Source organism: Blastococcus sp. CT_GayMR20 (genome assembly GCF_004570345.1).
Genome location: NZ_SPQM01000066.1, coordinates 13548 through 27131 on the forward strand (window position 1 = coordinate 13548; position 13584 = coordinate 27131).

General features: G+C 66.1%; 10 protein-coding genes. 4 read left to right on the plus strand and 6 right to left on the minus strand.

What is annotated here, in order from left to right:
- The first annotated feature begins 188 nt into the window (after positions 1–188).
- The 3 genes from E4P40_RS15525 to E4P40_RS15535 all read left to right on the plus strand — a co-directional run bounded on the left by E4P40_RS15525 (position 189) and on the right by E4P40_RS15535 (position 5715).
- A complete protein-coding gene (locus tag E4P40_RS15525) occupies positions 189–1454 on the plus strand; it encodes a hypothetical protein (protein WP_135159443.1) in 1266 nt (421 codons plus the stop codon).
- Positions 1455–1582: 128 nt separating this feature from the next.
- Complete coding sequence (locus E4P40_RS15530) at positions 1583–4864, plus strand: TM0106 family RecB-like putative nuclease (protein WP_135159444.1); 3282 nt, start codon at positions 1583–1585, stop codon at positions 4862–4864.
- 101 nt (positions 4865–4965) lie between these two features.
- Entirely contained in the window at positions 4966–5715 is a 750-nt protein-coding gene (locus tag E4P40_RS15535; RefSeq protein ID WP_135159445.1) for an enoyl-CoA hydratase/isomerase family protein, read from the plus strand.
- Between the two features lie 108 nt (positions 5716–5823).
- Here E4P40_RS15535 and E4P40_RS15540 read toward each other — a convergent pair whose 3' ends face one another.
- From E4P40_RS15540 to E4P40_RS15555, 4 genes are all read right to left on the minus strand, one after another.
- Positions 5824–7575 carry a response regulator receiver domain gene (locus E4P40_RS15540; RefSeq protein ID WP_135159446.1) on the minus strand — a complete coding sequence of 584 codons (1752 nt, stop codon included), beginning with the start codon at positions 7573–7575 and terminating at the stop codon, positions 5824–5826.
- Positions 7572–8654, minus strand: coding sequence for an ATP-binding protein (locus E4P40_RS15545; protein ID WP_135159447.1), 1083 nt, complete (start codon positions 8652–8654; stop codon positions 7572–7574). The genes E4P40_RS15540 and E4P40_RS15545 overlap by 4 nt, the downstream gene beginning before the upstream one ends.
- A 104-nt stretch (positions 8655–8758) precedes the next feature.
- Positions 8759–10501 carry an ATP-binding protein gene (locus tag E4P40_RS15550; RefSeq protein ID WP_135159448.1) on the minus strand — a complete coding sequence of 581 codons (1743 nt, stop codon included), beginning with the start codon at positions 10499–10501 and terminating at the stop codon, positions 8759–8761.
- Positions 10502–10748: 247 nt separating this feature from the next.
- Entirely contained in the window at positions 10749–11858 is a 1110-nt protein-coding gene (locus E4P40_RS15555; RefSeq protein ID WP_245160370.1) for a DNA cytosine methyltransferase, read from the minus strand.
- 232 nt (positions 11859–12090) lie between these two features.
- Here E4P40_RS15555 and E4P40_RS15560 point away from each other — a divergent pair, with 232 nt between their 5' ends.
- Positions 12091–12462, plus strand: a complete 372-nt coding sequence (locus E4P40_RS15560; protein WP_135159452.1) for a very short patch repair endonuclease — start codon at positions 12091–12093, stop codon at positions 12460–12462.
- Positions 12463–12468: 6 nt separating this feature from the next.
- Here the strand turns inward: E4P40_RS15560 and E4P40_RS15565 are convergent, their stop codons facing one another.
- Positions 12469–13257: a DUF6339 family protein gene (locus E4P40_RS15565; RefSeq protein WP_135159449.1), complete on the minus strand. Its 789-nt coding sequence runs from the start codon at positions 13255–13257 to the stop codon at positions 12469–12471.
- A partial coding sequence (locus E4P40_RS15570; RefSeq protein WP_209305357.1) for a hypothetical protein occupies positions 13254–13584 on the minus strand: 331 nt, incomplete at its 5' end. The genes E4P40_RS15565 and E4P40_RS15570, both read right to left, overlap by 4 nt.

Here is a 13584-nt window from a genome sequence, read left to right on the forward strand (position 1 = left end):
GGGGCTCTTGAGGCACGTGCGCCGAGCTGGCGTGACGACTCTGGGCAGGTTGCGGCGCCGCGGTGTTCCGCTCGCGCAGGATGTCGGAGAACGCGCAAGCAGCCAGTGACTGCCTGGCCGACATCTGCGAGGGGCCCCGATGCGCCTCCTTCGCTGGTCGTACCGTGCGCGCCCTCGAGGAGTCGACGATGGACAACGAGATCCAGCTGATCAGTGACGGCGACGGCCTGGCGGTGATCGGAAATCCGACTGCCGTCGAACTCTTCCTCGCCGCCGAGCGGCTGGCGTCGAAGGATCTCGACCTGCCTCGTCTCGCAGCCGTCTTCAGGACCGGCGCCCAGGTCGCCCAGGCGTATCCCGAGATCAAGGCGATGTCGGGTCGCTGGGTGCAGCTGACCAAGGAGTCCAAGCAGTTGGTCGACAGCCTCGGGTTGAAGAAGAGCTCCACGTCAGGGCTCAGCACGGGTGTGGTGACGCAGGGCGAGGACAAGGGACGGATTGGCGGACTCGTCGAGCTCGCGAAGGACTCCGCATCCCGGTTGTCCAAGAACCCGACGGTTCTCTCCGGTGCTGCGGGCATCATGGCGCAGCTCGCCATGCAGCAGACCATGGAGGAGATCACCGACTACCTCGCTGCGATCGACGCGAAGCTCGACGACGTGCTCCGCGCCCAGGAGGACGCCGTCCTGGCGGACATGATCGGCGTGGGCTTCGACATCGACGAGGCGATGACACTGCGCGAGCACGGGGGCCGGGTCAACGAGGTCACGTGGTCGAAGGTGCAGGGCTCGTCGGCGACGATCGCGCGCACCCAGGCCTACGCGCTGCGTCAGCTCGACGCGCTCGCCGAGAAGCTCGCGGGCACGACCAAGGTCGGTGACCTCGCCGAGACGGCCAAGAAGGCCGAGTCCAAGGTCCAGGACTGGCTCGCCGTCCTGGCTCGCTGCTTCCAGCTGCAGGACGCGATCGCCGTGATCGAGCTCGACCGGGTGCTGGAGGTGGCTCCCGACGATCTCGACGGGCACCGCCTCGGGCTGAAGGCTGTCCGGCAGAAGCGTCTCGAGACCATCGCGCAGAGCACCCAGGGCCTGCTGGCCCGCCTGGATGCGGCAGCGGACACGGCCAACGCGAAGGTGCTGCTGAATCCCATCCAGTCGCCGGCCATCGTGCGGGCGAGGGAGCACGTCGCGGTCGTCGTCGCCGACTTCCAGGGCCGGCTGGGGATCGAGTCCGGCGCAGAGTCGGTGGAGGCGAGGGCCTGGACGTCCGCCGCCTCGGAGTTCCGGGACAGGATGCTCGAGACCGGAGCCGAGGGCGTCGACGCGTCCTGGCGCCTTGGCAACGAGACCCTCGGCCGAGCCGTGTCGGTCACGGGCAAGCTCTCCAGCGGGCTCGCCGGCCGCGCGCTCCGCTGGCGTGGGGACGGCGAGGTCCGCGAGCAGGAAGCCGGATAGTCGGCGACCCGTCGTCCTTCCGGGTGACGCTCCTGCTGTAGGTCTCCGACCGCGCCGATTCGTGTCGGAGGCGTCCGCTATGCCTGAGGTCGACAGCTGCCGGACGGCGGCGATGGGGAGGTTCGGGGATGCAGGAGCTCGACGGGCGGCTGGTGCTGAGCCCGACCGACCTGACGCACCACCAGGAGTGCGCGCACCTCACCCGGCTCGACCTGGGCGTGGCCGCGGGGGAGTGGGCGCGACCGGACGTCGAGACGCCCGAGGAGCTGCAGTTCGTCTTCGACCGCGGCCTCGAGCACGAGAAGAAGTACCTGGCGTCGCTGCGGGCGGCCGGGAAGACGGTGGTCGAGATCCCGGAGGCCTCCGGTGCCGACGGACGACGTCGTGCCGAGGAGCAGACCGTCGAGGCCATGCGCCGCGGCGTCGACGTCGTCTACCAGGGGACGTTCTTCGACGGCGCCTGGGGCGGGCAGGCCGACTTCCTGCTCCGCGTCGAGACACCGTCGAACTTCGGCGACTGGTCGTACGAGATCGCCGACACCAAGCTGGCCCGGAAGTTGAAGGTCGCCGCGCTGCTGCAGATGGCCACCTACGCCGAGCGGCTCACGCTGCTCCAGGGCGTCGAGCCCGAGTTCATCCACGTCGTCACCGGGGACGGCGAATCGCGGCCGTGGCGGCTGATCGACGTCGCCGCCTACGCGCGCCGTGCCCGGGCACGGCTGGAGGCGTTCGTCGCCGAGCCGCCGGCCACCGGACCCTCGCCGATCGGCTACTGCGAGCAGTGCCGCTGGGCCGAGAAGTGCAACGCCGAGCTGCGCCGGGACGACGACCTCGGCCTGGTCGCCTTCATGCGCGGCGACCACCGGGACGCGCTGCGGGCGGTGGGCATTCCGACGCTGGAGGCGTTGGCCGCGGCGACGCCGGAGCAGCTCAAGGAGTCCGGCATCGGCCCCGATGCGCGGGTCCGGCTGCAGCAGCAGGCGGCCGAGCAGCTGAAGGAGCGGACCACTGGGCAGGCGTCGCGGACGCTGCTCGACCCGCAGTCCGGCCTCGGCCTGCTGCGCCTGCCGCCGCCGAGCCCCGGCGACCTCTACCTCGACTTCGAGGGCGACCCCTGGTTCGAGGATGGGAAGGGCATCGAGTACCTCGCCGGCCTCGGCGACACCGCGGGCGGCTTCACGCCGCTGTGGGCGCACGACCGCCTGGCGGAGAAGCAGATGGTCGCCGACCTGATCGACCGGCTCGTCGAGGCGGCGCGGACCGATCCGGGCATGCACGTCTACCACTACGCGCCGTACGAGGTGACCGCGCTCAAGAAGCTGACCGGCGGCTACGGCGTCCGCGAGGCGGAGCTGGACCAGCTGCTGCGCGAGGAGCGGTTCGTCGACCTCTATCCCGTCGTCCGGCAGTCGATGCGGATCAGCAAGGACTCGTACTCGATCAAGAAGGTCGAGGCCTTCTACGGCCGGTCGCACAAGGGCGCGGTGGCCAGCGGGCTGGGCAGCGTTCTCATGTACGAGCAGTGGCTGGTCGACCGGGACCAGCAGAAGCTCGACGACATCGAGTCCTACAACAAGGAGGACGTCGACTCGACGCGCGAGCTGCACCAGTGGCTGGAGCAGCAGCGCGCTGAGCTCGAGGCGCTGCACGGGCCGCAGCCGCGCCCGGAGCTGAAGACGGACGAGCCGGCCGAGCTGGTCAGCGACGTGGAGGCCGCGGAGCTGGAGCTCGCCGCCCGGCTGCACGACGCCGGGCACCAGCTGCTCGGCGACCTCGTGGGCTGGCACCGCCGCGAGGACAAGCCGGCCTGGTGGGACATCTTCCGGCTGAAGACGCTCGACCGGGAGGCGCTGATCGAGGACGGCGCCGCCCTTGGTGGGCTGTCGGAGCCGGTCGACCGCGGGAAGGAGAAGCGGAGTTCGCTGTTCGAGTATTCGTTCCCGGTGCAGGACACCAAGCTCTCGGTCGGCGACACCGCGCTCGACGTCGACACCGCCAAGCAGGCCGGCACGGTCTTCGAACTGGACGCCGCGGCCGGTCGGCTGGTCCTCAAGACGACGGCCGCCGCGCCGACACCGCGTGGGCTTACGCCGAGCGGACCGCTGGGGACGAAGAGCCTGCGCGAGGCGATCCAGGCGACGGGTGAGGACGTGCTGGCCGGGCGCGACTGCCTCGGGCAGGCGCTGGTCGAGCGCCGTGTTCCCGCGGGAACGGAGCTGCGCGAGGGCGAGTCGACGACCGACGCGATCGTCCGGCTCGGTCTGGCGCTGGAGGGCGAGGTGCTGGCGATCCAGGGCCCGCCCGGGAGCGGTAAGACAACCGCGGCGGCCGAGCTGATCAGGAGGATGTTGGACGCCGGCAACAAGGTCGGTGTAACGGCGACCTCGCACGCGGTCATCGGCAACCTGCTGAAGGCGGTCGGGCGGCCGGCGCTGCAGAAGTGCGACGAGAGCCAGCACTGCGGTTCGGACGACGTGGCCTGGTCCAGCGACAACGGCGAGGTCACGCAGAAGCTGCTGGACGGCGACGTGAACCTGGTTGGCGGGACGGCGTGGTTCTGGACCCGGGCAGACGTGGCGCAGGCCGTCGATGTGCTGGTGGTCGACGAGGCGGGGCAGTTCTCGCTGGCCAACGCCGTCGCGGTGGCGCGGGGTGCGCGGTCGATGGTGCTGCTCGGTGATCCGCAGCAGCTGGCCCAGCCGAGCCACGCGGTGCACCCGGGGGAGTCGGGCGCCTCGGCGCTCGAGCACCTGCTCGACGGTCACGCAACCATCCCGCCGGAGCGCGGCGTCTTCCTCGACCGCTCGTACCGGATGCACCCGGACCTGACGGCGTTCGTGTCGGGGCTGGCGTACGACGGCCGGCTGGAGGCGGCGCCCGGGCGGGAGCGGGTCGCGGTGCTGGGGGAGGGGGAGCTGTCCGGCAGCGGCCTGCGCGTGCACCAGGTCCGGCACATCCGGACAGCGGCGGACAAGAGCCAGCAGGAGGCCGACGTGGTCGCGCGGCTGTGGCAGTCGGTGCAGGGCTCGACGTGGCGCAACCACATCGGTGAGGAGGCGCGGATCGGTCCGGAGCAGGTACTGGTGGTGGCGCCGTACAACGCCCAGGTCGCACTGATCAAAGCGGCGCTGCCCGCCGGTGCGCGGGTGGGGACAGTCGACAAGTTCCAGGGCCAGGAGGCGCCCGTGGTCATCTACTCGATGACCAGCACGAGCGCCGACGACGCACCGCGGGGCGTCTCGTTCCTCTACGACCTCAACCGGCTGAACGTGGCGGTGTCGCGGGCGCAGGCGCTGGCCGTGGTGGCGCTGAGTCCGCTGCTGCTGGACGCGCCGGTGCGGACGCCGGAGCAACTGCGGCGGGTGAACGCGCTCTGCCGGCTGGTGGAGTCGGCGACCGTCGTCGCGTAGACCCGACCGCGTGCGCGGGCCGGTGCGAGCGCGTGGTCTGATGCCGGTCAGAGGTTGGTGGCCGGCGTCGGGGCCGGCCCCCTCGGCAGGAAGGTGGGCTCGTGGCCGGATCCGGGGAAGTGCTGCTCGAGGTGGACGGCGGCGTTGCGATCGTGACGCTGAACGCCCCCGACCGGCGCAACGCGCTGACGCCGGCGATGGCCGAGGAGCTCATCGCCACGTTCGACGAGGTGGACGCCAAGCCGGAGGTCGGTGCGCTGGTGATCCGGGCAGAGGGCAAGTCGTTCTGCGCCGGCGGAGACATCGCGACCCTGACCTCGGCCGGCAAGGACCCGGCGGCGCCCGAGGCGTACGAGGGCATGGGAAGGATCTACGACTCCTTTTACCGCCTGGGGCAGGTAAAGGTCCCGACGGTCGCCGCGGTGCGGGGCTCGGCGGTGGGCGCCGGCATGAACATGCTGCTGGCGGCCGACCTGCGCATTGTGGCGAAAGATGCCCGGCTGCTGTGCGGCTTCCTCAAGCGCGGAATGCACCCCGGCGGCGGGCACTTCGTGATTCTGTCGCGGCTGATCGGCCGCGAGGCGGCGGCGGCGATGGCACTGTTCGGCGAGGAGATCAATGGCGACAAGGCCGTCGAGCTCGGCCTGGCCTGGCGAGCCCCGGACGACCAGAACGTTGACGTTCAAGCCATCGAGCTGGCAGGCCGGGTGGCCTCCGACCCAGAGCTGGCGCGAGTAGCGGTCGGAAACTTTCGAAAGGAGGTCATCAATGGCGCCGTGGACTGGGACGTCGCCACGCAATACGAGCGTCCCGCCCAGATGTGGAGCATGCGTCGCTCAGCCAGGGACTGAACCCACGCCGTCTGAGTTGGGCCTCCCCACAGTGAACTTTGATCGAATCACAGCTATTCGCACGCCCGAGCAAGGCCCGACCCGACCGTCGAAACGCTCACGTTCGTCCTACTTCGCATTCACCCGTACGAATTCCGACTCGTCTAGGCCCGGTCGAGTCAGCATGCTCCCGAGGGAGACCGCAAGTCGGTAAGCTTGGTCTGCCCTCAGATCACCCATCCATCGCAGTAGCGCGCCACTCTGAGACGTAAAGAACCAGCCCTTTGGCCGCTCCTGCCATATGGCCTCGACGACGCCAACGTCAGAGGGCCCAAAAGATTCGAACTCGAGATCTAAGACCGACGGCTTAGCTTTAAGACGGATCGTGTCGTGCCCGCCGACATCATCAATCACGATGTCGAATCTTCCCTTCTGAGGCTCAGTCAGCGGAATCAGAGGAAACCTTGTGGCTTCGCTTAGTCTGACTGAATCGCACGGTGGCATCAGGCAGACCCAGTATGAGTAACCCGGGCTTGGCTGCGCGGGGCCGCTCGGCCGGCGCCGCCGCAAGAGGGTTCCTAGCCCGAGCGTCGGCGCCGGAAGCCCGGGACCATCGTGCGCCAGGCTCCTGGCTAGACAGCTCAGGACGCCGAAGGCATCGTCAGAAGCACGACCCTTGTCGAAAGGCAGGTCCGATTCTGCGAAGAATAGAGACGTTACCGTGGAATGATTCTTGAGTTTCTTCGACCCAGTCGGATTCAGAGCGATCTCTTTCTCTGAATCGCTCCCCGCGCCTTCCACAATGAACCGTATGGCCTCAGCCCGAGCCACAAGGTCGGAACTCGGCGTCCCTTTGGCCGCAGGCAGCATGCGCGTTCCCGATGAAGGGGGTATCAATTCCTCGGTCCTCTTGCGCACAGACGCCTCATGGACGGCGGCGTCCACGTGTGTCGCGGCGAGCAAAGCCGTTATTTCGTCACCCACGAGGGAAAGTGCATACTGCTCGGCTGCATAGGGACTCGTTAATGCACGATGACTGAGGAATGCGGCGTCCAGTTCCTCGCCGAACCGGACCAGGAGTCGGTTCGCGTGCCGGCGCACTGATGCAACGGCGCCGATCGCCAACCTTGGCAGAAGTCCTGTGGCCGCGAGCTTGACAAACTCTTCCACCAGAAACCTGGCAAGCAGACTCTCCGACAGGCCGCCGTCAACGCCGCCGTCTTCACGAGGCTTGGCTACGACTCTCACCATCAGATTTCGGCCCGCTAACACGCCTTCATCAAAATCTGCGACGAAAGGCAAGTCAACTGACGCAGAGGTCAGCGTCGAAAGGCCCTGCGCGACTTCCGAGAGGACGAAGTCGATGGCCGGCTCGCTTGTGTAAATGCATATGAGTCGCAGCCTGCCACCACTAGTCACGTCGTTCTGAACAATCTCCCGGATGAGCTGCAGGCTGGTTCTATCCCCGATGTCGGGCTTCGACGCCGCATGGACAAGCGGAGAAAGGAGCCAGTCAATCACAAGGATGTCCGTGCTCGCGGCAAGCTCTATCACCCGACGTCGATCCTCAGTTACGGACATCCTGGGGGCGAGAACCGCGCAGGCGATTCGCTCGTCGGCGAATGCGTCAACCAACTGGCGCGTTCGGAGCCGGCCACCCGCCTCACCGTCTGCCCCGCCAGCGCCACCTGTCTGGGCGGGCCCTGCATCCCCGTGATCACGCTCACCGATGAGAAGAGCATCTGGCGGCACGAGTGCGTAGTCGGCGGCGGAGTCTGCCTCCTCCTCTCGGTCGTCGGCGGTCAGCGCTTGGTCATCGACCACCAAGGCCGTCCTCAAGAACTCCCTTGGGTCAGCGGGATCGAATGCGGGTGAACTCATCTGGCAACCTCGATTGGACTGATGCGGAACTGGGCGCCGCGTCCCTTGATGGGCGCGTCCAACTCCAAGCTCCACCCCTCCCGTAATAGGAGGTCCCGTGCGATCGTTAGACCGAGGCCTCGCCCGCCCCGGCGTCGACTAAACCCGCGATCGAATATTGCCTCAACGTCGCGAGGGCGAACGCCAGGACCATTGTCGCGGATAAGCATGCTTGGGCCCTCGGCGTCGAGCGTGATCCGGCCTCCCTCTTCGCGCTCGAGAGCCACCCAGTGAATCGCGTTGTCGACGAGGTTGACAAACACTGGATAGAAGGTGCTCGGGAAGCCCGTGAGCGTAAACTTCGAGAATGTAGGAGTGGTGTGCAGCTCGATTCGATGCCGGGGCAACCTATCGGTAAATACGCCGGTCACAAACCGCGCGATTTCGTTTCCCGTTATGATAACCCGCCGTCGATACAAGCGACGTTGCAGCGGTGTGAATAGGCGCAAGTAGCCATCGAGATGCTGGAAGCCGGACTTGATGTCCTGCACCACGTCGCGCAACTGCGGATTCGCGCGAGCCCAAGGGTCTAGCTGTCGCAGTCCAAATCGCACGCTCTTGATCGTCGACTCAAATTCGTGACTTACCACTTGAACAGCCTGCCCAAGTTGCAGAAGCTCAAGATTCCGTTCCGCCTGTTGTTCCAGATCCTGTACGTAATCTCTGAGCATTTGGGTCGGGTCGGAGTCCCCCCCGGCTAACCGCAATAGAGACTCACGCAAAGATGCCAGGTGACTGCTGTGCACCGCCGCGGCCTCCGACAGTTCGCTAAGCAGCCGCTCTTCCTCTTCGGCGCTGGGGGGCCGCTCGGGCGCGATGCTGGCAAGAGCCGATGTGACTCGGTTCTGAACGTCACTGATGGCTGCCGACGCGGTCGATGTGACGGCCTCTACCGCCCGATCCGTCGCTTCCCTCAACTCCGCGGCCCGAACCTCAACCTGCATCTCGCGACTTTGGAGCGCGTCGCGGAGTCGCCTGCCACGGGAGAGGCTGAGTGTCTTGCGATCCAATGAGGGGTGGTTTCGTGCGAATTCGTCCATATGGGAGCGTATGGACACTGCAGCTTCGCGGAAGTCGAAGTCGTTGGCTTGCCTCCACAGACGTTGATACGCTTCCCAATCGCGTTCGTCGTCGGCTGATAACCCTACCGCAGGTCGCTCCAGAATGCCCGAGGCGCGAAGCAGGTCGAGCCTGCGGTAAGCGACGCGCTCGGCCTCAAGCGCTGTCTCACTCGTGGAGGCAATCGAAGGTCCTTGTCGAAGTCCAGGACAACTCGAGAGAGCTCTGACCGCACTTCGCCGGACTCGAGCCGGTTGAGGGCGTCCGCCAAGTTATCCAGAAACGCCTGGCGCTGCTGAATCTGGCGGCGCTCGTCATCTCGGCGAGCCGAAGCTCGTTCTTTGAGACTCGTACGACGCTGTAGCCAATCCTCTGACTTTTCGCCGCCCGCGACGAAGAAGTCTGCTGCAACATTGCCCAACAAGGACTTGAGGATATCTACAAAATCGCGATACGCGGCATTATCTCTGAATCCCTCACGTCCTGCCTTCTCCTGAAGCTCGGGGTTGGTCTCCGCGCTCACTTCGATTGCGCCGAACATTCGTCGATAGGAAAAGAATGCCCGGCTAGCTTTGAGGCTTCGACGCTGCTCTATCTCGAGGTAGTCGACGTCGCTGTTCCCATATGGCAGGACGCGGATGTCGTCGCGGTAGACATAGATTCCGCCAAGACGATTGAGCTTGTCGGTCATAAGCGTGAAGTCTTCGGCATTGACGGAGGAATCAGATAGGCTGCCCTGCAGGTAGCCAATAGTTAACCGAAATGGCCCGCAGCGGGACTTCCTTCCCCGGCCAGCAGTCCACGACTCGGTGTAAGGCTGACGGTCTCCTTGATATACGGAGACGCTGCCCGAGAACTGGCCCCGCTCATCAAAGCTTCCCTGAATCACGTGGTCGACGCGCGTGAAGTCTTCCGGGGACCAGAACTTCTCTGGGTCAATCAGGTCCTCTTCAGTGCCAGCGTCGTGGAGAATGAATTGTGGTTGCATGGCTGGTCGAGGGGAGTCGGGAAGCATTGTGTTGTTGAATCCCGACAGGAACCGTTGGAAGGGTGATACCTGCTTGTCGTCGCCCTCTCCCGGGCGGAGTGCTGCTGGCAAGTCCTCGTTAAGCGGGGAGAGGAGGAACGCCGTGCCGTGATTGTCTCCGCCGTACTTCGGTCCAGCCAGGCTTAGTAGCTGCCGCGGGTCGATACTGAAGGCGGTCAGCTCCTCGCGAATCCGCTGGGCGTACTCATCCGGAACTCTGTTGCCCAGCTCTCGCAAACAGGTTCGAACCTCATCACCGAGGCTCGTCAGGAGCTCAACGCTGACTTCTTCCGGTTCGGCGACGAGGCGCACTGGCACTACGACATCGTCCAGGGTGAGGCCCGGGATCTCGAATAGCGTCCACTGAACCAACGCGATCAGAAGTGGCTCTGCCGATGCCGCGGCGCGGTCGCGAGATCGGTGGGTGGTAGTCAGCGCTTTGGTAATCAGCACTAGCTGAGGAGCGATACTCGCTACGGCTAGGCGCCCGATGCCCTTCTCCCCCATTTGTGTCCGGGGAGGCGCCCCGGGGGGTCTCGCCAGCGGCGCGGCAGTGCTTCCACGTGCCTTACTGTCCGTGCCGATCGTGAGCCAGCGACTCTCGAAGTCGTGTGGGCTCATGCCGATGCCGTCGTCGCGCAAGAGAAGTAGGTCGTGCGTCGGGAAGTAGTCGGCTCGGACACGGGTTGCATACGCGTCGTAGGCGTTCTTGAAGAGTTCGGAGAGGGCCGTGGGAATGCCGGCGATCTGCTGTCGGCCCAGCATGTCGACAGCCCTCGCGCTTGTTAAGAACTTGGCCACGGCGGTATTCCTCTCGGGATCTGAGGTCCAAGCTTAGTCGGCTGCATCGTCGGCCCAGTGGTGACAACCGGCCCTTGCGGCATGAGGGAGAGGCGGCTATGTGGCGGCGTGCTAGGTGGCCGGCCGTCACCTCGTTGCGGACGTCTGGGAGTCAGGGCGGCATTTGCACCTGAGGGATTCGATGGTTCAACCTCAACACTGGGCCATGCGGCCCGAGGGCATGGGCCAGTGTTTATGGTCAGGTCTGCTAACTCAAACGGCCTGCAATGTGCGCAGCGAGACCGCTCGCTAGCTCAACCGGCACAGCGTTACCGATTTGTCGCGCGATGTTCAGCTTCGTGCCACACCACTGAAACTCGTCCGGAAAACCTTGGAGCCGTGCGGCTTCATGGTGCGTGATGGCGCGGTGGCGGTCGGGATGTAGGTAGCGCCCCTTCTCGGGCTTGAAAAACTCGGTCCGAATTGTCACCGAAGGGCGGTCCCAGTGCATGCGCCCCATCACGTCGAGGGAGCCCTTGTCGTGGCCCAGCCAGCAAGGCGCCTTCAGGCGGTCAGGCAGGTCCAGCCGGTTGCCACCCTCACGGATGTGCCCGAACCGCTCCAAGGACGTGTCCGTGTAGTACCGGGTGATGTGCAGGTCTGGGGATTTGAATACGCCAGGGATGACCTGACCGAAGTATTCCGTCGTAGCCGACGGCAGGTGACGGTCCTCGGGGTCGACGTCCTTCGCGAGTCCCTCGAGGGCTTCCCTGACGGTCCGCCACTGCTCCCTCGAAAGCACTTGCCTGGGCACCTCGATCTGAGGCAGGTCCCGGTGGGTTCCGATGACGATGAAGCGCCGTCGGAGCTGCGCGGACCCGAAGTCGGTCGCCCTGACGATGTTCGCATCGATTACGTAGTCCTCGAGCAGCCCGCCGGGCTGGGTCTCCCGGACTAGGGCGACAAACTGGTCGCTCGTCGCGAACCGATCGACGTTCTCTAGCAGGAACGCCTGCGGACGGACCTTGATGAGGGTCTGCATGTAAGAGCGCCAGAGCTCGTTGCGCGGATCGGACGCACTCCGCTTGCCTAGGTTGGAGAAGCCCTGGCAGGGAGGACCTCCAACGACGACGTCGGCCTTGGGGAGGTCACCAGTAACCCAGTCTTCGATCTCTCCCCAGTAGACGTGGTCTTCGCCGAAGTTGGCCGCATAGGTGGATGCCGCCGCGCGGTCGTGTTCGACGGCCGCTACCGGTGTGTATCGGCCCGTGGACGTGAAGCCCCACGTCAGCCCCCCGCAGCCGGCGAACAGGTCGATCATTCGGAGGCGCTGAGGCGCAATCGGCGTGGTGTGTGGGTCGCGGTCGGCTTCCTGCACCGAGTTGCACCTACCGTTCTTGCCGGCGTGCCCGTTCACAGTGGCACGCGGATCGTCCCGCCGACACTATCGATCAACGGTTCGAAGGCACGGTAAGCGCGCCCACCGACAACTCGCGTCATGGCGCCGCCGGGCACATTGGAACCGGGTGCTCGAGCGAGATCGCAGGGGACAAGGAGGACCAGTGGTTGACCGCCGGCCACCGGCGTCGAGTCCTGAAGTCGCGCTGCGCATGAGCCGGGCGCGGCGTCGGGACACCGCTCCCGAGGTCGCGGTTCGACGGGAGGCGCATCGTAGGGGGCTGCGCTATGTGGTGGATTCAGCGCTTCCCGGGTTGCCGCGGCGGCGCGCGGACATGGTGTTCACCCGCCAACGCATCGCTGTCTTCATCGACGGGTGCTTCTGGCACTCGTGCCCGGTACACGCCACCACGCCGGCGGCGAACCGGGAGTGGTGGGTGGCGAAGCTAGCGCGCAACGAGGCACGGGATCGCAACACGGACGAGCATCTGGAACGCCTCGGGTGGCGCGTCCTCCGCTTCTGGGAGCACGAGGACCCCATCGCCGTAGTCGACGTCATCGAGGGAGCCGTCCGGCGGGTCTAGCCACCTTCAGGCCAGAGCGTGACGCGGTCCCGTCGTCTCCAGCCGGTCCCCCAACAGCGTGGCCGACTGAGTCGCCGCGTCCTGCACCTGGCGACGCAGTTCGTCCTCGTCGAGCGCCTCGAACTCGATGACGGCCCCCGAGCGCGATAAGCGCTTGAGCACATCGATGAGAACCTCCCGTTCTGGCACTCTGCCGCGCTCGACCGTGGGCCAGATCTCCGCGAGCGTCCGGACGAGGGCGCGGCTGCCACCGATGGAGCGACGCCGTGCGAAGACCTGGTCGAAGGCGGCCTCGCCGAAGGTGTCCAGCAGTCGGTAGCGCTCGAACTGCTGGGGACGGGCCAATAGATGAGCGCGCCACCACAACCGGCCCCACACGTGGCGAGTGATGTCGGTCCCCAGGACGCGGTCGCCGGGAGGGCGCGGAAAACGCCAATACGAGACATCTGGGAGGAGGACGAGCGCCAGGAAGGCCCAGATGGGACGGACCGCGGCTTCGCCTGCAACGAGCCCGCACCGCTCGTGCAGCAGCTGCGCTATCTCGATGTCGAAGGTGACGCGGTCCTGGCGACGGCCCTCCTCGGGAAAGCCGGCTCGTTCGGCAGCCGCGACCACGGCATCACGCAGACCCTGGAGTTCATCGGTGGTGACGCGGCGGCCTCCCGTGGCAGCAAAGACGGCGGAGCGGTGCCGGAGAGCGTACTGCCCGCCGAGGTCCCTAATGGGGGCACGTTGGTACCCCTGATGGAGATCGCGCGCGGTGTCGCCCAGTAATCGGGGGTAGAGCACGCTCACGGCTCCGCCAACAAGTTCGAGGTGGCCTGAAGGCGGCTGCTGAACAAGGCCGGCGTCGTCTGGCGCTCGCGCCTCAACGCGTCCAACGAGAAGGCCGGAAAGGCATTGCGCACGACATTGAGGAGTAGAGCGCCAAGAGACCCCGCGGGATAGTCGACGTCGTCGGAGAGGTCCTCATGCACGAGCGCCTGCTCAACGAGGGCGCGGAGCACGTCGGTGCGCAGTGTTGACAGCACACGGCGATCCGCCTCGGCCGGGAAGGCAGCGGCTTCCAGCGCGCGCATGACGACTTCGTGACGCTCGTTGACGAGCAGGAGGATTGATCCC